Source organism: Streptomyces sp. NPDC012510, from assembly GCF_042955065.1.
Taxonomy (GTDB): domain Bacteria; phylum Actinomycetota; class Actinomycetes; order Streptomycetales; family Streptomycetaceae; genus Streptomyces.
Genome location: NZ_JBIBEN010000013.1, coordinates 111884 through 133611, shown reverse-complemented (window position 1 = coordinate 133611; position 21728 = coordinate 111884). Strand labels below are relative to the sequence as shown.

Annotated in this window: 19 protein-coding genes and 1 pseudogene; 14 read left to right on the top strand and 6 right to left on the bottom strand. The window is 69.4% G+C overall.

Annotated elements, in window-relative coordinates:
- The first annotated feature begins 3 nt into the window (after positions 1 to 3).
- From ACFY9I_RS24460 to ACFY9I_RS24440, 5 genes and pseudogenes are all read left to right on the top strand, one after another.
- On the top strand, positions 4 to 1626 hold the full coding sequence (locus tag ACFY9I_RS24460) for an N-6 DNA methylase (protein ID WP_391004992.1): 1623 nt from the start codon (positions 4 to 6) through the stop codon (positions 1624 to 1626).
- Positions 1619 to 2830 carry a restriction endonuclease subunit S gene (locus tag ACFY9I_RS24455; RefSeq protein ID WP_391004991.1) on the top strand — a complete coding sequence of 404 codons (1212 nt, stop codon included), beginning with the start codon at positions 1619 to 1621 and terminating at the stop codon, positions 2828 to 2830. The genes ACFY9I_RS24460 and ACFY9I_RS24455 overlap by 8 nt, the downstream gene beginning before the upstream one ends.
- Positions 2827 to 6102, top strand: a complete 3276-nt coding sequence (locus ACFY9I_RS24450) for an HsdR family type I site-specific deoxyribonuclease (protein WP_391004989.1) — start codon at positions 2827 to 2829, stop codon at positions 6100 to 6102. The genes ACFY9I_RS24455 and ACFY9I_RS24450 overlap by 4 nt, the downstream gene beginning before the upstream one ends.
- Before the next feature lie 87 nt (positions 6103 to 6189).
- Positions 6190 to 6539, top strand: a pseudogene (locus tag ACFY9I_RS24445) (haloacid dehalogenase); the annotation flags it as partial.
- A 180-nt stretch (positions 6540 to 6719) separates the two neighbouring features.
- Positions 6720 to 7103, top strand: a complete 384-nt coding sequence (locus ACFY9I_RS24440) for a VOC family protein (RefSeq protein ID WP_391004987.1) — start codon at positions 6720 to 6722, stop codon at positions 7101 to 7103.
- Positions 7104 to 7109: 6 nt separating this feature from the next.
- Here the strand turns inward: ACFY9I_RS24440 and ACFY9I_RS24435 are convergent, their stop codons facing one another.
- Positions 7110 to 7913 carry a VOC family protein gene (locus tag ACFY9I_RS24435; RefSeq protein ID WP_391004985.1) on the bottom strand — a complete coding sequence of 268 codons (804 nt, stop codon included), beginning with the start codon at positions 7911 to 7913 and terminating at the stop codon, positions 7110 to 7112.
- 320 nt (positions 7914 to 8233) lie between these two features.
- Between ACFY9I_RS24435 and ACFY9I_RS24430 the strand changes: the two genes are divergently transcribed.
- On the top strand, positions 8234 to 9061 hold the full coding sequence (locus ACFY9I_RS24430; RefSeq protein WP_391004983.1) for a rhodanese-like domain-containing protein: 828 nt from the start codon (positions 8234 to 8236) through the stop codon (positions 9059 to 9061).
- Positions 9062 to 9197: 136 nt separating this feature from the next.
- On the opposite strand, the gene sepH is transcribed toward ACFY9I_RS24430, so the two are convergent.
- From sepH to ACFY9I_RS24415, 3 genes are all read right to left on the bottom strand, one after another.
- The gene (gene sepH / locus ACFY9I_RS24425; RefSeq protein ID WP_391004981.1) at positions 9198 to 10232 is read right to left on the bottom strand and encodes a septation protein SepH; all 1035 of its coding nucleotides are present in this window, start codon (positions 10230 to 10232) and stop codon (positions 9198 to 9200) included.
- Positions 10233 to 10633: 401 nt separating this feature from the next.
- On the bottom strand, positions 10634 to 11953 hold the full coding sequence (locus ACFY9I_RS24420; RefSeq protein ID WP_391004979.1) for a D-arabinono-1,4-lactone oxidase: 1320 nt from the start codon (positions 11951 to 11953) through the stop codon (positions 10634 to 10636).
- Positions 11913 to 13154 carry an MFS transporter gene (locus ACFY9I_RS24415; protein WP_391004977.1) on the bottom strand — a complete coding sequence of 414 codons (1242 nt, stop codon included), beginning with the start codon at positions 13152 to 13154 and terminating at the stop codon, positions 11913 to 11915. The genes ACFY9I_RS24420 and ACFY9I_RS24415 overlap by 41 nt, the downstream gene beginning before the upstream one ends.
- A gap of 150 nt (positions 13155 to 13304) precedes the next feature.
- Between ACFY9I_RS24415 and ACFY9I_RS24410 the strand changes: the two genes are divergently transcribed.
- Together ACFY9I_RS24410 and ACFY9I_RS24405 are read left to right on the top strand one after the other, a co-directional pair.
- Complete coding sequence (locus ACFY9I_RS24410) at positions 13305 to 14435, top strand: ferrochelatase (protein WP_391004975.1); 1131 nt, start codon at positions 13305 to 13307, stop codon at positions 14433 to 14435.
- A gap of 8 nt (positions 14436 to 14443) precedes the next feature.
- Positions 14444 to 15262, top strand: coding sequence for an inositol monophosphatase family protein (locus ACFY9I_RS24405; protein WP_391004973.1), 819 nt, complete (start codon positions 14444 to 14446; stop codon positions 15260 to 15262).
- A gap of 100 nt (positions 15263 to 15362) precedes the next feature.
- On the opposite strand, the gene ACFY9I_RS24400 is transcribed toward ACFY9I_RS24405, so the two are convergent.
- Complete coding sequence (locus tag ACFY9I_RS24400; RefSeq protein WP_391004971.1) at positions 15363 to 15536, bottom strand: hypothetical protein; 174 nt, start codon at positions 15534 to 15536, stop codon at positions 15363 to 15365.
- A 414-nt stretch (positions 15537 to 15950) separates the two neighbouring features.
- Between ACFY9I_RS24400 and ACFY9I_RS24395 the strand changes: the two genes are divergently transcribed.
- From ACFY9I_RS24395 to ACFY9I_RS24380, 4 genes are all read left to right on the top strand, one after another.
- Complete coding sequence (locus ACFY9I_RS24395; protein WP_009340866.1) at positions 15951 to 16604, top strand: response regulator transcription factor; 654 nt, start codon at positions 15951 to 15953, stop codon at positions 16602 to 16604.
- Between the two features lie 6 nt (positions 16605 to 16610).
- Positions 16611 to 17870: an ATP-binding protein gene (locus ACFY9I_RS24390; protein WP_391004969.1), complete on the top strand. Its 1260-nt coding sequence runs from the start codon at positions 16611 to 16613 to the stop codon at positions 17868 to 17870.
- Between the two features lie 404 nt (positions 17871 to 18274).
- Complete coding sequence (locus tag ACFY9I_RS24385; protein WP_005481602.1) at positions 18275 to 18571, top strand: DUF4193 domain-containing protein; 297 nt, start codon at positions 18275 to 18277, stop codon at positions 18569 to 18571.
- A gap of 13 nt (positions 18572 to 18584) precedes the next feature.
- Complete coding sequence (locus ACFY9I_RS24380; RefSeq protein WP_391004967.1) at positions 18585 to 19535, top strand: hypothetical protein; 951 nt, start codon at positions 18585 to 18587, stop codon at positions 19533 to 19535.
- Between the two features lie 506 nt (positions 19536 to 20041).
- Here ACFY9I_RS24380 and ACFY9I_RS24375 read toward each other — a convergent pair.
- The gene (locus ACFY9I_RS24375; RefSeq protein WP_391004965.1) at positions 20042 to 20503 is read right to left on the bottom strand and encodes a DUF3093 family protein; all 462 of its coding nucleotides are present in this window, start codon (positions 20501 to 20503) and stop codon (positions 20042 to 20044) included.
- A 112-nt stretch (positions 20504 to 20615) separates the two neighbouring features.
- Between ACFY9I_RS24375 and ACFY9I_RS24370 the strand changes: the two genes are divergently transcribed.
- Both ACFY9I_RS24370 and dut read left to right on the top strand, forming a co-directional pair.
- A complete protein-coding gene (locus ACFY9I_RS24370; RefSeq protein WP_391004963.1) occupies positions 20616 to 21200 on the top strand; it encodes a hotdog domain-containing protein in 585 nt (194 codons plus the stop codon).
- A complete protein-coding gene (gene dut / locus ACFY9I_RS24365) occupies positions 21197 to 21727 on the top strand; it encodes a dUTP diphosphatase (RefSeq protein WP_391004961.1) in 531 nt (176 codons plus the stop codon). The genes ACFY9I_RS24370 and dut overlap by 4 nt, the downstream gene beginning before the upstream one ends.
- Position 21728 lies beyond the last annotated feature (1 nt).

Sequence of the window (21728 nt, the reverse complement as noted above, 5' to 3'; positions counted from 1 at the left end):
CCGATGCCTCCACGCCAGAAGAAGCCCGCCGACCAGGCGGAGCTGTTCAGCGCCTCCACCGCCAAGGAGATCCAGGACATCCTCTGGAAGGCGGCGGACAAGCTGCGCGGCTCCATCGACGCTGCCCAGTACAAGGAGTTCGTCCTTGGGCTGATCTTCCTGAAGTACGTCTCGGACGCCTTCGACGAGCGGCGTACCGAGCTGGCCAAGGAACTCATGGAGGAGGGCATCGCCGAGGACCGCCTCAACGACTTCCTTGAAGACCGCGACGAGTACACCGGCGCGCACGTCTTCTGGGTACCGGAGACCGCCCGCTGGTCCTGGATCGCCACCCACGCCAAGGCCCAGGGCGTCGGCAAGCTCCTGGACGAGGCGATGGACGCCATCATGCGGGAGAACGCCTCCCTGACCGGTGTCCTCCCCAAGATCTTCAACCAGGACCGCGTCGACCAGAAGCGCCTCGGTGAACTCGTCGACCTCATCAGCGACGCGCGTTTCGGCGGCAGCGGGGACAAGCCGGCGCAGGATCTGCTGGGCGAGGTGTACGAGTACTTCCTCGGCAACTTCGCGCGGGCTGAGGGCAAGCGGGGCGGCGAGTTCTACACGCCTAGCTCGGTCGTCCGGCTGATCGTCGAGATCCTGGAGCCGTACGAGGGGCGGGTCTACGACCCGGCGTGCGGGTCGGGCGGCATGTTCGTGCAGGCGGCGAAGTTCATCGAGGCGCACCAGGGGCGCGGCCACAAGTCCGACATCGCCGTCTACGGCCAGGAGCTGAACGAGCGCACCTGGCGGCTCGCCAAGATGAACCTCGCCATCCACGGCATCGACGGCAACCTCGCCGCCCGCTGGGGCGACACCTTCGCCGACGACAAGCACCCGGACCTCAAGGCCGACTTCGTGATGGCCAACCCTCCCTTCAACATCAAGGACTGGGCGAGGGACGAGAGCGACCCACGCTGGAAGTACGGGGTTCCGCCGAAGAAGAACGCCAACTACGCCTGGCTGCAGCACATGCTCTCCAGGCTGGGAGAGAAGGGCACAGCGGGCATCGTCCTGGCCAACGGCTCCATGAACTCCCAGTCCGGCGGTGAGGGCGAGATCCGGCAGGCCCTGATCGAGGCCGATCTGGTGGCGTGCATGGTATCGCTGCCAACCCAGCTGTTCCGTACGACGCAGATCCCGGCGTGCCTGTGGTTCCTGGCCAAGGACAAGTCCCCGCAGGGCGCCCGGAGGTTGGAGGACCGGCGGGGCGAGATCCTGTTCATCGACGCCCGGGAGATGGGCGAGATGATCGACCGGACAGAGCGCGCCTTCTCGGAAGAGGACCTCCGCAAGATCGCCGACACGTATCACGCATGGCGTGGCACGACGTCGGCGCGTGAGGCAGGGCTGACCTACGAGGACGTGCCGGGTTACTGCTACTCGGCCGACCTGGAGAAGGTCCGGGAGCACGGGTGCGTGCTGACGCCGGCGAGGTATGTGGGGGCCGCCCAGGCAGAGGAAGAGGACGCGGAGGGTGTCGGCGAGCAGATCAGCAAGCTGACGAAGGAGCTGTTCGGGCTGTTCGACGAGTCGGCGACGCTGGAGAAGACGATTCGTGAACAGTTGGAGGCGATCGATGTCTGAGTGGCCTACGGTCCGTTTCGAGGAGATCCTCAGCAGCCCGCTGCGAAACGGCGTCAGCTATCCATCCAGGATGCGCGGCCAAGGCATCCCGATGGTCAACATGCGGGAGATCTTCGCGTACGACATCATTCGGGACCAGGAATGTGAACTGGTTCCGTTGAAGGAGCGTGAACTGGGCAACTTCCTCCTTGCCGAAGGCGATCTTCTGTTCGCGCGTCAATCCCTGACCTATGAGGGTGCCGGCAGGTGCGTGTTCGTGGCCGCTTCGGAGGGGCCTCGTACCTGGGAAAGCCATCTCATTCGCGCACGGATCTCCAGGGAGCTTGCCGACCCGCGCTTCATCTACTATTACTTCAGGTCGGCGAAAGGCCGGCGAAACATCGAAACAATCATCAATCAAGTTGCTGCGGCAGGCATCAGGGGAAGCGACCTCAAACAGCTTCAGGTGCCCGTCCCCCCGCTTTCCGAGCAGGAGAAGGTCTCCGCCTTGCTCGGGGCTCTGGATGACAAGATCGTCGTCAACGAGCGCATCGCGACCACCTCGCGTGAACTCGGCCTTGCTCTCTTCGCTCAAGCGGTCGCGGAGGACGGGGGCATGGAGGTCGATGTCGAATCCGTGTCGTGCGCTCTCACTCGAGGCGTCGCACCGAAGTATTCCGAATCACCGGACGACTTGGTGGTGCTGAACCAGAAATGCATCCGAGGCGGACGCGTGAGTCTCACCCCCGCACGTCGCACGCTTCGAGGCAAGGTGAAGGATCCGAAGCTGCTCGTGAGAAACGACGTCCTGGTGAATTCGACCGGTGTCGGAACGCTCGGCCGAGTTGCACGTTGGACTTCCGACGAGGCCGTGACAGTCGACTCGCACGTCACCATTGTGAGGTTCGACGAGGCCCAGGTGGACCCCGTCTGCGCAGGCTTCGCCATGTTCCGCGCACAACCCGAGATCGAGGCGATGGGGGAGGGCAGCACTGGCCAGACGGAGCTTCGGCGTACTCAACTGGGTGAGCTGGAAATCACTCTCCCCAGCAAAGAGCGGCAGCGCGAGCTTCGCCCCAAGCTCGACTTCCTCGAAGCGCGGGCTGATCAGGCTCTGAACGAGTCCCAGGCCCTCGCCACCCTCCGCGACACCCTCCTTTCTCAACTCATGTCCGGCCGCCTCCGCGTCAAGGACGCCGAGACGATGGTTGAGGACGCCACATGACGACGCACCACGACGGAAACGAGCCCGACGACAGAACCCACCGCCGCCCCACCGAAGCCGACTGGGAGGTGCTCGCCCTCGACGAGCTGGCCGAGTTGGCCTGGCTACCGGCCTCCGGGAACGAGTTCGCGCCCGGGTCCGGGCACCGGAAGTCCTGGGACGACCTGATCCTCTACCCGGACCTCCAGGAAGCGATCGAGCGCCTGAACCCGGATCTGCCGCCGGACGCCGCCCGGGAGGCCCTGACGGCCGCCGTCACCCCCGGCTCGCAGGACACGTACGAGGAGAACCGGGCCGCCCACCACCACCTCACCACCGGCATTCGTTCCGTCACCTACACCGACTCGTTCGGCGCCGAGCACAACCCCACCATCCGCCTCGTCGACCTGGCCGACCCGGACGCGAACACGTACCGCGCCCTGAACCAGGTCACCGTCATCGACGGCGACAAGAACCGCCGTTTCGACGTCGTCCTGTATGCCAACGGCCTCCCTCTCGCCGTCGTCGAACTGAAGCGCGCAGGCGACGAGGACGCCACGCTCCAGACGGCCCACGCCCAAGTGGCCCGGTATGTACAGGAGCTCCCGACCGCCTTCCGCTACAACACCGTCGTCCTGCTCTCCGACGGCATAAGCGCGAAGTACGGCACCCCGTTCACCCCGTACGAGCACTTCGCCCCCTGGAACACGGACGAGTTCGGCGCCCGAGTCGACCCGCTGACCGCCGACGGCTTCTCGGAGTCGGGGCAGAACCTGGCGCTCCACGGCCTGTTCACCCAGTCCCGCTTCCTCGAACTGGTCCACTCCTTCATCAACTTCGTCCCGTCGAGGCGGATGAAGCGCATCGCCAAGCCGCACCAGTACCACGCGGTCACCCGCGCCGCCGAAGCCGTCCGCACGGCCTCGGCCAGCGACGGCAAGGCCGGCGTCGTCTGGCACACCCAGGGCTCCGGCAAGTCGGAGGAGATGGTCCTGACCACCACCCTGGTGATGCGGGACCCGGCCCTGCTGAACCCCACGGTCGTCGTCGTCACCGACCGCACGGACCTCGACGACCAGCTGTACTCGACGTTCCAGGAGAGCGAGATCCTCCCGGAGTCGCCCCGCCAAATCCTCACCCGCGCCGAATTGCGCGAGGAGCTCGCGGCGAAGAGGACGGGAGGGATCCTCTTCACGACGCTCCAAAAGTTCGGCAAGACCAAGGAGGAAAGGGAGTCGGGCACCGACCACCCGATGCTCTCCGACCGCCGGAACATCGTCGTGATCGTCGACGAGGCCCACCGCAGCCACTACGACGACCTCAACGGCCTCGCCCGCCACCTGCGCGACGCGCTCCCGCACGCCACGCTGCTCGCCTTCACCGGCACGCCGATCTCGGAGGCCGACCGCAACACCCGCGAGGTGTTCGGCGACTACATCGACGTCTACGACCTCAAGCGCGCCGCCGACGACGGTGCGACCGTGAAGGTCTACCACGAGGGCCGCGTGATCCAGCTCGTCCTGGACCGCGACGTCGACCCGACCACCATCGACGAAGAAGCCGACCGCATCACCGACGGCCTCGACGACACCGAGCGCCGCCGCGTCGAGCAGGCCGTGGCGACGATGAACGCGATGTACGGCGCCCCGGCCCGGATAAGGGACCTGGCCGCCGACCTGGTGGAGCACTGGGAGGTCCGCCGGGAACGGATGAAACCGTTCGTCGGCGCCTCCGAGTCGGGCGGAGCGCCCGGCAAGGCGATGGTGGTGTGCGCGACCCGCGAGATCTGCGTGCGCGTCTACGACGCCCTGCGCGAGCTGCGCCCCGAGTGGCACAGCGACGAGTTCGAGAAGGGCGCGATGAAGATCGTCTTCTCGTCGAACTCCCGCAAGGACTCCGAGGCCCTGCTCGCCCACGCGCTGACCGACAGCCGTCGCAAGACGGTCATCAACCGGGCCAAGGACCCCGACGACGAGCTGGAGCTGCTCATCGTCAACAACATGCTCCTGACCGGCTTCGACGCCCCGCCGATCCACACCATGTACCTGGACCGGCCGCTCAAGGGCGCCAACCTGATGCAGGCCCTGGCTCGCGTCAACCGCCGCTTCCGAGGCAAGGAGGACGGCCTCCTCGTCGGCTACGCACCCCTGACCGAAAACCTCCAGAAGGCCATCGCCGAGTACACCGAGGCCGATCAGCGCGACCGCACCCTCGGCCAGAACGTCGAACGCGCACTGGACGAGCTGCGCAACGAGTACGACGTCCTCACCGGCATCCTGCGCGGCTTCGCCTGGGAACCCCTGCTCGACAAGCCCGGCCCCAAGGCCTTCGTCGACGCGGCCCTGAGAACCGCCAACTACCTGCGCGACCCCCGAACCAAGGGCAACAACCCCGACCTGCTCGACGACCCGCGCCAGACCCTGGGCCGCCGCTTCCGCGACCACGCCTACCGCCTGGAACGCTTCTGGGCGCTGGCCGGCAGCTCGAAGGAGGTGGGAAACCGCTTCTCGGACCGCCCGGCGTGGAAGCGGCACATCCAGTTCTTCGTCGAGGTCCGCGCCTACATGGCCAAGCTCGACGCCATGGAACGCGAGGCGCGCGGCCTCCCCGTGGCCCGCGACGTCGAGCTGTACCTCTCCCAGCTCACGTCCTCCGTGGTCGAGACGGGCGGAGTGACGGACCTGTTCGCCGAAGCCGGGCTGGAGACCGCCGACCTCACCCACCTGACGGACGCGCTCGTCGCCCAGCTCCAGCAGAGCGACACCCCGCACCTGGCGGCCGAGGCGCTGCGGCGGCTCGTCGAGCGGAAGATGCGCGAAGTCACCCGGCACAACATCGTCCGGCAGACCACGTTCTCCGAGCGCCTCCAGGATCTGATGGTGCGCTACATGCGCCAGCAGTACACCAGCGCCGAACTCATCGCCAAACTGGTCGAGATGGCCAAGGAGGTCGCCGCCGACGCCCGCCGCGGCGAGAAGTTCGACCCGCCCCTGAACTGGCGCGAACTCGCCTTCTACGACGCCGTCGCCGACCACGGCACGGCCCGCTCGCTCATGGGCGACGATGTCCTGGCGGGCATCGCCCGCGAACTGGTCACCGAGGTCCGTCGTCAGCTCAAGCCCGACTGGATCGCCCGCGAGTCCGTCCGCGCCCGCCTGCGCAGCACCATCAAGCGCCTCCTGGCCCGCAACAACTACCCGCCGGACCAGCAGAAGGAGGCCATCGACCTGGTCCTCCGCCAGATGGAACACTTCGCCAACGAGTGGTCCCAGAACGGGGGCGCGGAGGAATGAGAGTGCGGAACAAGACCGACGGAACGCCGCATGCCCTTCTCAGAGGGGCGCTTCGCCCGTCGTGTCAAACCGTCTCACCTGCGGAGCATGATTCGTGCGGTGGCATTCGACGTGGGCGAGTGTCTTGTTGACGAGACCCGGGAGTACGGGACATGGGCGGACTGGCTGGGGGTGCCACGGCACACCTTCGCGGCGATGCTCGGGGCGGTCATCGCGCAGGGGCGCGACTATCGCGAGACGTTCAGGAGTTCCAGCCCGGGTTCGCCCTGACCGAGGAGCGGGAGAAGCGCGCGGCTGCCGGGAAGTCGGAGTGGTTCGGCGAGGATGATCTCTACCCGGACGTCCGGCCCACCCTGGCTGCCCTCCGTGAAGCAGGGCTGTGGGTTGGCATCGCCCGAAATCAGACCGTGCGGGCCGGCGGTCTGCTGCGCGGGCTGGACCTTCCCCTTCTGCTTCGTCGTCATCGACGACCTCGTGCCCCGGTGGGCAGAACCCGTGCCAGACTCTACGGTTCGCATAGGTTCGCTTAGCTGATCAGAGACGCTGAGGTGTCGTCGGCCTGGCGTACGCGGCACAACTCGGTGGCGGCCGCCGTGCGAGTCAGGAAAGCTCGTGCCATGGTCTCGACTTTGCAGAACGTGGCGATCGACTGCGCTGACCCCTACGAGCTGGCCCGGTTCTGGAGCAGGGTGACGGGCCGTCCGCTGCATCCGGAGGACAGGCCAGGGGACCGGGAGACCCAGGTGCTGCTGGCTGAGGGACCGATCCTGCACTTCAACCAGGTGCCCGAGTCCAAGGCGGCCAAGAACCGTCTCCACCTGTGCCTGCGCCCCGAGACCTCGCGTGAGGGGGAGGTGGAACGGCTGCTGGGTCTTGGCGCCACTTTCGTCACCGATCACCGGAATCCCGACGGCTCTGGCTGGGTGATCCTCGCCGACCCCGAGGGCAACGAGTTCTGTGTCCTCCGCAGCGAGGCCGAGCGAGCCGCGACGGCCCCCTGACCGGGCTCAGCGCTCCACACGTTCCCTGCGCACGAGCGCGGACACCGCACCTTCGGGGTCCGCCACCGTCGCCACGCGGCCCCGGGGGGTGTCGTGGGGCGGTTTGACGACGTGTCCGCCCAGTTCGATGACGCGGTTGACCGCTTCGTCGGTGTCGGTGACCTCGAAGTACGTCAGCCAGTGCGGGCCCCGGTCGCGGGGCAGGGCGCTGCCGACGCCGTGGATGCCGGCGACGGGTCTGCCCTCGATGTGGAGGGTGACGTAGTCGAGGTCCGTGGAGACCAGCCGCTCCTCCTCGTAGCCGAAGGCGGTCTCGTAGAACTTGGCGACCAGCGAGCTGTCCACGGTGAGGAGTTCGTCCCAGGCCGGTGTGCCGGGGATGCCCGTGATATCCGCGCCCAGGTGCTCCGCCCCCTGCCAGATGCCGAAGACGGCGCCCGCGGGATCGGAGGCGATCGCCAGGCGGCCCGCGTCACCGGCGTCCAGCGGCCCCACGCCGACGGTGCCGCCGCAGTGCCGTACGGTCGCCGCCGTCAGGTCCACGTCGTCCGAGGCGAAGTACGGCGTCCAGGCGATCGGCAGATGGCGGTCGGGCGGCAACTGGCCGATGCCCGCCACCTGATGGCCGTCCAGCAGCGCCCGCACATAGGGGCCGAGCTGCCGGGGGCCGGGCTGGAACTCCCAGCCGAACAGCGCCCCGTAGAACTCCTGGGTCGTGGCCATCCCGTGCACCATCAGACTCACCCAGCAAGGCGTGCCCGGTGGACGCGCCGTACCGTTCAGGCCGGTCGACCCCCGTGCGTCGGTCATCGTCACTCTCTCCTCGGCCCCTCGCGGCGGCCGTGTCCGTCCGCCCTCCGTGCGCGTGTACCGCGTCCACGCGCGATCACGCCCCGTGCCGATGCTCGCACTACCGGTGGTGCGACGGGCCCACGCCGCACCACCGCGCGACATGTCCGTACGCGAGGACGTCCGGCCGTCCCCATCGGTCGCTGTCCCGTCGCCGCCGTGCGGCCGCCGTCGGTTGCACGGCACGTGCTCGGTCCCGTACGCGTCGTGACCGGAACCGCCCGGCGGGCAGAGTAGCCGGAGCTGGACGAGGCGGCCACCCCGTGGGCGAGGATGGGGTCATGAACGCCATCATCTCCGCCACCGACCTCGCGAGCGAGCTGGCGGGAGGGGACCCACCGGTCCTCCTCGACGTCCGCTGGCAGTTGGGCGGCCCGAACCTGCGCCCCGAGTACGAGGAGGCGCACCTCCCAGGAGCCGTCTTCGTCGATCTGGACGCCGAACTCGCCGGCCCGGCGGGCCCCGCCGGGCGTCACCCGCTACCCGACCCGGAGGCCTTCGGGACGGCGATGAGGGCGGCCGGGGTCTCCGCCGACCGTGCCGTCGTCGTCTACGACGGCGGGCTCAACTGGGCCGCAGCGCGCGCCTGGTGGCTGCTCCGCTGGGCGGGCCACCCCTCGGTCCGGGTCCTGGACGGCGGTCTGGCGGCCTGGGAGGGCCCGCTGACGTCCGAGATCCCGGAGCCCGCCCCCGGCTCCTTCACACCCACCCCGGGCGCGCTGCCCCTGCTGGACGCGGACGGCGCCGCCGCGCTGGCCCGCACCGGGCTGCTGCTGGACGCGCGCGCCGCCGAGCGCTACCGCGGCGATGTGGAGCCCATCGATCCGGTCGGCGGCCACATCCCGGGCGCGGTGTCGGCTCCCACCACGGAGAACGTGGCCGAATCCGGCCGCTTCCGGTCCGCCGCCGAACTCGCCGACCGCTTCAAGGGACTCGGGGCCACCCCCGACGCAGAGGTGGGTGTCTACTGCGGCTCAGGCGTCTCCGGCGCCCACGAGGTACTGGCGCTGGCCGTCGCCGGCATTCCGGCAGCCCTGTACGTCGGCTCGTGGTCGGAGTGGTCCCGGGACGGCAGCCGCCCCGTGGCCACCGGGCCCGACCCGCGCTGACCGGCCACTGACGGCACGCCGCGGGGCCCGCGTCTGAACGACGCGGGCCCCACACACGTATGAATGACCGATCCTGCACTGAAGAGAAACGGATCTGCGTGAACGAGCGATCCCACTCCCCACCGATCTAGTCCCGTCACTCCTGTTTCTTGCGTCGTGTACCGAACACGATCTCGTCCCAGCTCGGCACCGCCGCGCGACGGCCCGGCCGGACGCCGTCGGCCTCGGCCTGGCGGTCGGTGGCGCCGATCAGCCGGTCGCGGTGGCCGTTGACCGACCGTGGCATGAGGATGTCCGCGTAGGCGGAACCGGCCCCGGCCGAGGCAGCGGGCGCCGCCGACTCCTCCTCCGGGATCTCCTCGACGGGCTCGTCCTGCGGTTCGGCGGAAGGCAGTTCGGGCACGACCAGGTCGCCCCGGTAGCTGGGGACGGCCTCCAGGATGCTCGTGAGCGAGTCGCGCTCGCCCACGATCTCCTCGTCGGTCTCGGCGGGAGCGGGCAGGACGGGACGTTCCGCCTGGCGGTCCAGGGGGCGGTCACGGGGCAGTCGCGCGATCCTCGGCACGAACGGGAAGCTCGGCTCGGGCGTCCCGAGGTCGTCGGACTCGCCGATCAGCGAGCGCGCCTCGTCGTCGACGGCCTGGACGAGCCGCCGCGGCGGGTCGTACGTCCAGCTCGCCGAGTGCGGTTCACCCGCGACGCAGTACACCAACAGGACTTCCCAGGTGCCGTCGTCGCGGCGCCACGAGTCCCACTGGACGGTGTCCTTCTCGGCGCCACGGATCAACAGCCGTTCCTGCACGGCCTCGCCGAGCTGGGGACCGGCGGCGTTCTCACCGGGGCGACGGACCGGGGTCTTGCGCGCCCGCTCGGCCATGAAGGCGCGCTCGGCAAGTACGGGACCCTCGAACCGGCGGACCCGGTCGACGGGGATGCCCGCGAGCTGCGCGACCTCCTCGGCCGTGGCACCCGCGCGTATACGCGCCTGGATGTCACGGGGGCGGAGATGGCTCTCCACCTCGATCTCGATCTGACCGAGGCGGGGACGGTCGCCGCGCACGGCGGCACGCAGCCGTTCGTCGATCGGTAGCGTGTACTCCGTGGAATCGGCAGCCTTCAGCACCAGCCGTGTGCCGTCATTGGAGACGGCCACGACACGCAGTTCGGGCATGGGGACCTCCCGGGTGGTGCCTGCCGACGTCACGTGCGTCGCTGCTTCCGCTAGTCGAGTGTGGCCTGCCCGGGTGCAGCCTGCCACAACCTTGCCGAGTTGCCCGGCGTGTCGGGCGCGAGCCCGAGGCCGCCGTTATGGCACGGTTACCTATTCGCAACGCTAAGTGACGAACCTCATCACCCTGTGCAACGATCCCCCTCCCGGCGGTCCTCGAAGGCCCCGGACACCCTGGCGGGAGTCCGGACCCAGGGCTCGCAACAGTACTCCATTCGGGCCACTTGCGTGGATCGGCACGCCGCTCGACTTCCGCCGGAAGACGTCAATCAGCCGCCGGAACAGACCTTTTCGCGGCCCTGGGGGAGACCCGCTTCACGAGATCACCAGAACCGGCCGTCCGGCTAGGCCCCGAGCACCCGGCGCAAGTAGTCGTTCTGGAAACGCCGATGGGGGTCGAGCCGGTCACGCAGCGCGGTGAACTCGCCGAAGCGCGGATAGACCTTGGAGAAGTAGTCCGTGTCCCGTGTGTGCACCTTGCCCCAGTGCGGCCGACCCTCGTGCGCGGTGAAGATCCGCTCGGCGGCGGTGAAGTACGCCTGATAGGGCGTGCCCTTGAACATGTGGACGGCGACGTACGCGCTCTCGCGGCCGGAGGCGGTGGAGAGCGCGATGTCGTCGGCCGGGGCGGTGCGCACCTCGACGGGAAAGCTCACCCGGAGCCTCGACCGGTCGACCATCGCCTTGAGTTCACGCAGTGTGTCCACCACGGCCTCGCGCGGCACCGCGAACTCCATCTCCACGAAGCGCACCCGGCGGGGGGAGGTGAAGACCTTGTAGGGAATGTCGGTGTAGGTCCGCGCGGACAGGGCCCGGCTCGAAATCTGCGCGATCGTCGGGATGGTGGCGGGGACGGCCTGGCCCACCCAGTTGGCCACGTGGAAGACGCCGTTGGAGAGGAACTCGTCCTCGAACCAGCTGTTCAGCTGGGGTACGGGCTTCTCGGGACCCGCGCTTCGGTTGTTGCGCTTGGTGTTGGTGTTGCCGGTGTGCGGGAACCAGTAGAACTCGAAGTGCTCGTTCTCCGCGTGCAGTTCGTCGAACTCGGCCAGCACCTTCTCGAACGGCATCGGTTCCTCTCGCGCCGTCAGCAGGAAGATCGGCTCCACCGCGAAGGTGACCGCGGTGACGATGCCGAGAGCGCCGATGCCTACGCGGGCGGCCGCGAAGACGTCCGGGTTCTCCGTGGCGGAACAGGTGAGCACCGAGCCGTCGGCGGTGACGAGTTCGAGTCCCCGGATCTGGGCGGCGATCGAGGCGGAGTCACGGCCGGTGCCATGCGTGCCCGTGCTGATCGCGCCGGAGACCGTCTGCTCCATGATGTCGCCCATGTTCGTGAGCGAGAGCCCCTCGCGCGCGAGCGCCATGTTGAGGCGCTTGAGCGGGGTGCCGGCGGCCACCGTGACGGTCATGGCCTTGCGGTCGATCTTGCGTATGCCCGTCAACAGTTGAGGGCGTATCAACACGCCGTCCGTCGCGGCGGTGGCGGTGAAGGAGTGGCCCGTGCCGATCGCCTTCACCCTGAGGTCGTCCTCGGCGGCCTTCCGTACGGCCGCGGCGAGTTCCTCCACGGTGGCAGGGGTGACCTCCCGTACGGGCCGGGCGGTGACGTTCCCCGCCCAGTTACGCCACGTGCCGTTCTTGCCGATCACTGTGGTGCTCATGGGGCCCTCCCCGCTCTGGTGCCGGCCTGCGCAGCCGGCGGTACCCAAGGAAACCGACCGCGACCGCGACGGCCCCGGACACCGCCGGAACCCCGTACCCGGCCTTCGCCCCGGCTGCGTCGATCACCCAGCCGGACACGGAGGAGCCCAGCGCGACCCCGACCGCGAGCCCGGTGCTCACCCAGGTCATGCCCTCGGTCAGTTGCGCGCGTGGTACGTGCTCCTCGATCAGGGCCATGGTCGTGATCATCGTGGGTGCGATGGACAGGCCGGCGACGAAGAGCGCCACGGCCAGAAACGGCAAGTTTCCGACCAGTAGGAGGGGGATCATACTCACGGCCATGCCGCACACGCCCAGCAACCACCGAAGCTCCGCCGCTCCCGAGAAACGCAGTAGCCCGAAGACGATGCCCGCGAGGCAGGAACCGGCCGCGTAGATCGCCAGGACGACGCTCGCGGCGGCCTTGTGACCCCGCTCCTCGGCGAAGGCCACGGTGACCACGTCGACTGCCCCGAAGATCGCCCCGGTCGCCACGAAGGTGGCCACCAGGACCCGCAGTCCCGCCGAGCGCAGCGCAGACCTGCCCTTGCCGTCGCGCTCGCGGGGGTGCGGTGCCGGTTCGGTGGCGAGTTGCTCGGTCAGCCAGAAGACGCCGGCCGCGAGGAAGCAGGCGGCGAGCAGCGGTCCGGCCTCGGGGAACCACGCCGTGGACAGCCCGATGGAGATGATCGGCCCGAAGATGAAGCAGACCTCGTCGACGACCGACTCGAAGGAGTACGCGGTGTGCAGCTGAGGGGTGCCCCGGTACAGGGCCGCCCAGCGCGCCCGGGTCATCGCCCCGAGGCTCGGCACACAGCCGATGCCGGCCGAGCAGACGTACAACACCCAGTCCGGCCAGCCGTAGTGCGCGGCGAACAGCAGCCCCGCCGACGCGGCCAGCGCGACCAGGGTCGCCGGGCGCAGTACCCGCCGCTGTCCGTACTGGTCCACCAGGCGTGAGATCTGCGGGCCGAGCACGGCGGCGGACAGCGCCAGGGTCGCCGAGAGCGCGCCGGCCAGGCCGTACCGCCCGGTGATCTGGGAGATCATGGTGACCACGCCGATGCCCATCATGGACAGCGGCATCCGGCCGAGGAGACCCGCGGCGGTGAAGCCCTTGGTGCCGGGGGCGGCGAAAAGGGCGGTGTAGGGGCTGGGCACGGGGGCTCCGGTCGTTCCGGGAATCGCAGGGATCAGTTTCTCGTAAGGTGCGAAATATGCCGTTACAGCTTACGAGTGAGGTAACCCTAAGCGATCCTCGGGGATGGGCCGGGATCCCGCCTGTCGGTGCCGGGTGGCAGGATCGGAGACATGCCACACGCGCACGACGCCACCCCCTACGACGCCCTGCTCCTGCTCTCCTTCGGCGGCCCGGAAGGCCCGGACGACGTGGTCCCGTTCCTGGAGAACGTGACGCGGGGTCGCGGCATCCCCAAGGAGCGCCTCAAGGAAGTCGGGCAGCACTACTTCCTGTTCGGTGGGGTCAGCCCCATCAACGACCAGAACCGCGCCCTGCTCGACGCCCTCCGCAAGGATTTCGCGGAGCACGGCCTGGACCTGCCGGTCTACTGGGGCAACCGCAACTGGGCGCCCTATCTGACCGACACCCTGCGCGAGATGGTCGCCGACGAGCGCCGCCGCATCCTGGTCCTCGCCACCAGCGCTTACGCCTCGTACTCGGGGTGCCGTCAGTACCGCGAGAACCTCGCCGACTCGCTCGCCGCCCTGGAGGCCGAGGGTCTGGAGCCGCCGAGGATCGACAAGATCCGGCACTACTTCAACCACCCCGGCTTCCTGGAGCCGATGATCGACGGCGTCGTGGAGTCGCTCGCCGACCTCCCCGAGGACGTCCGCGACGGCGCGCACCTCGCCTTCTGCACCCACTCCATCCCGAATGCCTCCGCGGACACCTCCGGCCCGGTCGAGGAGCACGGGGACGGCGGCGCGTACGTCGCGGAGCACCTGGACGTCTCGAAGCTCATCGCCGACGCCGTGCGCGAGCGGACGGGCGTCGAGCACCCCTGGCAGCTCGTCTACCAGTCCCGCTCCGGCGCCCCGCACATCCCATGGCTGGAGCCGGACATCTGCGACCACCTGGAGGAGCGGCACGCGGCCGGGGTCCCGGCCGTGGTGATGGCGCCCATCGGGTTCGTCTCCGACCACATGGAGGTCCTGTACGACCTCGACACCGAGGCCATGGCCAAGGGCGAGGAACTGGGCCTGCCGGTGCGGCGCTCGGCCACCGTGGGCGCCGATCCCCGGTTCGCCGCCGCCATCCGTGACCTGATCCTGGAACGCGCGGCGGTCGAGCGCGGCCAGGACGACGTCACGCCCTGCGCCCTCGGCGCGCTCGGCGCGAGCCACAATCTGTGCCCGGTCGGCTGCTGCCCGGCCCGCGCCCCCCAGCCCGCCGCCGCGGGCGCCGACAGCCCTTACGCGTGAGGAGCACCGTGACCGACCAGCCGAAGCACCCGGACGGGTTGCAGGCCGAACTGCTGGAGATCGCCCTGGAAGCCGCCCGCCGCGCCGGAGTCTTCCTGCGCGACGGCCGGCCCGACGATCTCGGGGTGGCCGCCACCAAGTCCAGCGCGGTCGACGTCGTCACCGAGATGGACATCGCCTCCGAGAAGCTGATCACCGGCCTGCTGGCCGAGCGCAGGCCGCACGACGGCGTGCTCGGCGAGGAGGGCGCCAGCGTGGAGGGCACCAGTGGCGTCCAGTGGGTGATCGACCCCCTCGACGGCACCGTCAACTACCTGTACGGACTGCCGAGTTGGGCCGTGTCCATCGGCGTCCGGGTGGACGGCGAGACGGTCGTCGGAGTGGTTTACGCCCCAGTGCGCGGCGAGACCTTCCGGGCCGTCCTGGGCGAGGGCGCGTATGTGAACGACCGCCCCGCCCGTGTGCGCCCCGCACCCGAGCCGGGACTTGCCCTGGTGGGCACCGGCTTCGGCTACCGCGCCGAGCGGCGGGCCAAGCAGGCCGACGTACTGCGCGAGCTGATCCCCGAGGTAAGGGACATCCGGCGAGGGGGCTCTGCGGCCATAGACCTGTGCGACGTGGCCGTGGGCCGTCTGGACGCGTACTACGAGCGGGGTCTGAACGTCTGGGACTACGCCGCGGGCGACCTCATCGCCCGGGAGGCGGGCGCCCTGACCGGTGGCCGCCCCGGAGAGCCCCTCTCACCGGACCTGACCGTCGCGGCCCCAGCCGGTCTCTTCGAGCGCCTCCAGGGCCGCCTGGAGGCGCTGGGCGCCTGGCACGACTGACGGGCCCCGTCGCACAGGGCCGACACACAGGGCCGACACACAGCGGGACCCCCGCCTGGATCTGCCGGGGGTCCCGCTGTCATGCGTAGGGGCTGTCGAGTCAGACGCTGTACGCGCCGACCTCCACGCCGTGGTCGGCGGCGAGGCGGTGCAGATCGTCGAGCTCGCCCTGCTCGACCTCGACGAGGAAGTCGTCGCCCTCGTCGAGAGCCCTGGTCAGGTCGGACTCGGTCGCCCTTATGCGCTGCAGAAGTCCTGAGGTGAATGCGTCCATGCTGCGCCCCCTCGTCCTGGGTCGTGGGTCGGTGGCACGGGGGTGTGCCGTTCGGAAGGGGCGATCACGTCTCCTGTGGATGCCCAACGCCGCCTGGCCGGGCGGCGACGGTGCCGGACACCCACACCCACTCTGCGGAAAGCGGATGGCTGCGTACCGCATGGTGGTGCGGCACAAGCAGAGCGTGATCGCGGGGTGTAAAGCCGTCCTCCCCCCGGTCTCTCGGACGGAAACCTCAACCGGAAGAAAAAATCCCGTATTCCCGCCCGTAGCCCCCCGGCCTTCCTGCCCCGAGGTCGCCTTACAGCCGACTTACGGCCGAAAAAGGCAGGATGGAGGTCACACACCCACGAACACCCTGCCCGTGTGCGCCTCCCACGCGCTACGCGGGTGGACAGCGGAAGGACAAGCGACGTGCGCGTACTCGTCGTCGAGGACGAGCAGCTGCTCGCCGATGCGGTGGCCACCGGACTGCGCCGGGAGGCCATGGCCGTCGACGTCGTGTACGACGGTGCGGCCGCCCTGGAACGCATCGGCGTCAACGACTACGACGTGGTCGTCCTCGACCGCGACCTCCCCCTCGTCCACGGCGACGACGTCTGCCGCAAGCTCGTCGAGCTGGGCCTGCCCACACGGGTGCTGATGCTCACCGCCTCCGGAGACGTCAGCGACCGTGTCGAGGGCCTGGAGATCGGCGCCGACGACTATCTGCCCAAGCCGTTCGCGTTCAGCGAGCTCATCGCGCGCGTACGGGCCCTGGGCCGGCGTACGAGCGTGCCGCTGCCGCCGGTCCTGGAGCGCGCCGGCATCAAGCTCGACCCCAACCGCCGCGAGGTCTTCCGCGACGGCAAGGAGGTCCAGCTCGCGCCCAAGGAGTTCGCGGTCCTGGAGGTGCTGATGCGCAGTGAGGGCGCCGTCGTCTCGGCGGAGCAGCTCCTGGAGAAGGCCTGGGACGAGAACACCGACCCGTTCACCAACGTGGTGCGCGTCACGGTCATGACCCTGCGTCGCAAGCTCGGCGAGCCACCGGTCATCGTCACCGTCCCCGGCTCCGGCTACCGGATCTGATCCGCCGTGGCCACGACTCCCGCGCCCCCGCAGGCGCCTCCGAAACCCACCTGGGACCCCAGGCGATCGCAGACCCCCTTCCCCTGGCTGCGCCCCACCATCCGCATAAGGCTCACGCTGCTGTACGGCGGCATGTTCCTGATCGCCGGGATCCTGTTGCTGTCGATCATCTACCTGCTGGCCGCCCAGGCGATCACCACGGGCAACCAACCACTGTTCAAAATCGTCGGCGGCACCGACATCAGTGTCTCCAGCGAGAAGTGCCCGGCGGTCAACGCCGACTCGACCAATCTGACGCCGCTCAACGACTTCAACGCGGCGATCGCCGACTGCATCGACGACCAGCGCCAAGTCGCGCTCGACACCCTGCTCAGCCGCTCCCTGCTGGCGCTGCTCGGGCTCGCGGTGATCGCCTTCGCCTTCGGCTACGCGATGGCGGGCCGGGTGCTCGCGCCGCTCGGCCGGATCACACGCACCGCGCGTGCGGTGGCCGGCTCGGACCTCTCCCGCCGGATCGAGCTGGACGGCCCGGACGACGAGCTGAAGGAGCTGGCGGACACCTTCGACGACATGCTGGAACGGCTGCAGCGGGCCTTCACGGCCCAGCAGCGGTTCGTCGGCAACGCCTCGCACGAGCTGAGAACACCGCTCGCGATCAACCGCACGCTGCTGGAAGTGCATCTGTCCGATCCGCACGCGCCGGCCGAACTGCAGCAGCTCGGCAAGACCCTGCTTGCCACCAACGAGCGCAGCGAGCAGCTCGTCGAGGGTCTGCTGCTGCTCGCCCGCAGCGACAACCAGATCGTCGAGCGCAAGCCCGTGGACCTCGCCGAGGTCGCCTCCCAGGCGATCGACCAGGTGCGGTCCGAGGCGGACGCCAAGGAGGTGGAGATCCGGGGCGGGCGGGCCCCTGCGGTCGTCCAGGGCAACGGCGTGCTGCTGGAGCGGATCGCCCTGAACCTCGTCCAGAACGCCGTCCGGTACAACGTGCAGGGCGCCGGAGGCTGGGTAGAGGTCACCACGGAGCTGCAGCACGGTCAGGCGGTGCTGGTCGTCACGAACACCGGACCCGTGGTCCCGGCGTACGAGATCGACAACCTCTTCGAGCCGTTCCGCAGGCTGCGCACGGAGCGCACGGGCAGCGACAAGGGCGTGGGTCTCGGCCTGTCCATCGTCCGGTCCGTGGCCCGGGCGCACGGCGGCCACATCGCCGCCCAGCCGCGTGAGGGAGGCGGGCTCGTGATGCGGGTGACCCTACCCGTCTGAGAAAATGACCCGCGGTTCCGGGGCATGTTCGCTTTACGCGGAATTTTCCGGACCGCTGATCGAAACGGTCGCGCGCGATTGATGTGTGATCGATCACAGAGGCGATTTTCCAGCCATCTACTGAGCGTGATCATGGACCTGTCGGTTAGCCGGGAAAATCCGGGTTTTCAGGGGTTGAGATCACGGGAAGTACATGCTGAGGCCCCTTTGATATGCAGGCTCAGGACCGTGTACGGTCCCGTTCGCCATCCAAGCCGATCACTCATGAGGAGTCCGGTTGGGTGTCGATTGAGTAACAGACCTTGATGTGAGGCAAAATCTCCGCCTCAGGTCGGGCACAAGTCCGGCCTCTCACGCGTTACGTGCGCTGGAGACACCGCAGACACCCAGAGGGGGAGAGCGACATGGCAACGGATTACGACACCCCACGCAAGACCGACGACGACGTCGACTCGGACAGCTTGGAAGAACTCAAGGCTCGCCGGAACGACAAGTCGACCTCCGCCGTGGACGTCGACGAGTTCGAGGCCGCCGAAGGCCTGGAACTGCCCGGGGCCGACCTCTCGAACGAGGAGCTGGCCGTCCGGGTGCTGCCCAAGCAGCAGGACGAGTTCACCTGCATGAGCTGCTTCCTGGTGCACCACCGCAGCCAGCTGGCCCGCGAGAAGAACGGTCAGCCGATCTGCCGCGACTGCGACTGAGGCAGGGTCGGCCGTGACTGGCTCGACCCCTCCTTGGAAGCGCCGCTCCCGCAAGGGGGCGGACCAGGGGCCGTACGACGGTTCCGACGGCGTGCGTGACGACGAGCGGGGCTCCTCCGACCAGGGAGCGGCCTCGCTCGAACGTGCGTCCGACACGGCGTCGGGGGGCGCCACGGATGAGCAGGGACGCCTGCCCGTTCCGGTGGACACTCCGGCGCCGGTCGCCACGCGACGCGCGGCCGCCGTCAGGGACGGCATCAGACAGGGCCTGAAGACCGGGGCCCGCAAGAGCGGTGAGGGAGCCAGAGCAGGGCTCGCCTACATCACCGAACGGATCATCGAGATCACCCCGCGGCTCCCCGTGCGCGATCTCGCCACCCTGCGCGCCCAGTTCCCGGGGCTGGGGCCAGAGCAGATCGCCGACAAGCTCGTCGCGGGGGCCGCGAACGCGTCCTCCACGGTGGGGGCGGGGGTGGGCGCCGCCGCGATGCTGCCGACGCCGCCCGCCATGCCCGCGGAGCTGGCCGCCGAGATCACCGGGGTCGCCGCGGTCGAGCTCAAACTCATCGCCGAGTTGCACGAGGTGTACGGCGTGCGGCCGCCGGGGAACCTGCTCCAGCGCAGCACGGCCTATCTGGATTCCTGGTCGGGGGAGCGCGGGATCGACGTGACCAAGCCGTCGACGTTCAACTCCGCGGTCGGTGGGCAGGTGAAGCGGCAACTGCGGCAGCAGATCATGAAACGGATGGTGCGGAACCTGCCGAACCTGATGCCGTTCCTGGTCGGGGCCGCGGTCGGGGCGGTGATGAACCGCCGGGACACCAAGCATCTCGCGGAACGGATCCGCAAGGATCTGCGGCGGACCCAGGTGCCGTGGGAGGCCTTGCCTGAACTACCACCGCTGGAGAAGCCGTCGGACCCCCTACGGATGGACAAGCTGCCAAAGGAACTCGGCGAAGGCTGAGCGGGATCCGGCGCCGGGACCCTCGGGTCGTGAAGTGTCGGTGCGGCCGCGATTTTGGTGGCTCGCCGAGGGCACCTGCCTGTCGCCGTCGATGTCGTGGTCGGTCGCCGGGCGGTGGTGGCGGCTGTCGGTGGCGGTGAGAGTTCGGCGAGAAAGCTCGTGCCGACGGGTGTCGAGCTGAGCGGCGAGGACGGTGGTCGGACAGCGGGGCCGGCGCCCTTTGACGAGCGCGGCATGGCGTTGTCGTCGTGGCGGCGGGGCGGTGCCTTGCGTCCCGTGGCCGGGGGATCGGTCGATGTCCCGGGTCGGCGAAACCGTGGTCGGGGCCGGGCGGGCCGCGAGTCGTCGTGGGGGTGCGGACCAGTGCCTCGTCAGGCGCCGGGCGAGCAGTGCTCACGGCTTCGTCCGGCGTGGCGCTCGTGGCTCACGGTTTCGTCCGGCGTGGCGCTCGTGGCGCTCGCGTTCGTCCGGGCGCCGGACGAGCGGCGCTCAGCCCTTCGTGGTGCTCACGCCTTCGTCTTCGCCGTCTCCAGGGCCGCTGCCAGGTGCTTCGGATCTCTCGTCGAGAGGTACAGGTACGGCGTCGGGTCGGCCGGGTCGGTGACCGGGATGCGCAGGGCCGTGGGAATGTAGGCGCGCAGGAGCATGAAGGCGTGCGGGTTGGCCTTGTGGGTCCGCCAGGCCTGGGCTTCCGCGCGGTCGAGGACCTCGGGCTCGCCGAGCGCGCTCACCGGGATCTTCGCCTCGCCCGCGATCAGGGAGTCGCCGACCACACGGATGCGGACGGAGCCGTAGGAGCTCGTCACGACCGCCGCGACCGCCGTGCCGCCCACCAGACCGCCGAGCAGCGGGAGCGTGCCGAAGGGCAGCAGGACCAGGGCCATCGAGACCCCGGTCAGGAAGCAGACGAGCCACCACGACAGGGGAGCGGTGAGGCGTTCTTCGTACGAAGAGGCGGAGAGCTGCATGGCGTCAAGCTTGGCACGCTGCCCGTCGGCCCCCGGAACAGGGGCGCTCGAGGGGAAACCCTGCCCGTAGGGACGATGGCCGGACGCTGACGGACGGGTAAGGTCTGCGGCTGTGAGAGGTACTTCCGCGACCCTGCGGCCCCCGGCGGACGCCACGGCGCCCGTACGGCATCCCGAGGCGCCCGCCCCCGGTGAGCTGCTAGGCGCGCACTACGGGCAGTGTTTCGGCTGCGGCGGCGAGCAGCCCCACGGGCTGCACCTGGAGGCCAGGGCCGGTGAGGGCGTCACTCTCACCGCCGAGTTCACCGTACGGCCCGCGCACCAGGGCGCCCCGGGCCTCGCGCACGGTGGAATCCTGGCCAGCGCGCTGGACGAGACCCTCGGCTCCCTCACCTGGCTGCTGCGCACCATCGCGGTGACCGGACGGCTGGAGACCGACTTCGTGCGGCCCGTGCCCGTCGACACCGTGCTGCACCTGAGGGCCGAGGTGACGGCGGTGGCAGGACGGAAGATCTACGCGACCGCCGAGGGACGCATCGGCGGCTCCGACGGCCCGCTCGCCGTCCGAGCCGACGCGCTCTTCATCGAGGTCAAGGTCGACCACTTCACCGACCACGGTCGCCAGGAGGAGATCCAGGCGGCCATGAACGACCCGGACCAGGTCCGGCGGGCCCGTGCCTTCGAGGTGAACCCATGAGCGGGAGCAGCACCCCCGTCGATGTGCTCGTCCGACGTGTGGACCCGGATGTCCCCTTGCCGAGCTACGCACATCCCGGCGACGCGGGCGCCGATCTGCGCACCACGCAGAGCCGGGAACTGAGGCCCGGCGAGCGGGCCGTACTCCCCACGGGGGTCTCCATCGCGCTCCCGGAGGGGTACGCGGCCTTCGTGCACCCACGGTCCGGTCTCGCCGCCCGCTGCGGCGTCGCCCTGGTGAATGCCCCGGGGACGGTTGATGCCGGGTACCGTGGGGAGATCAAGGTGATCGTGGTGAATCTCGACCCGCACGAACCCGTGCGGTTCGAGCGCTTCGACCGGATTGCCCAACTGGTCGTCCAGCAGGTCGAGAAGGTGCGCTTCCAGGAGGTGGCGGAGCTTCCCGGCTCGACGCGGGCCGAGGGGGGCTTCGGGTCCACCGGCGGTCATGCCGCCGTGGGCGACACAAGCAGCACAACGGGTGGGAATCGATACGCTTCGGTCGTATCCGACCGGGAAGGACAGTGAC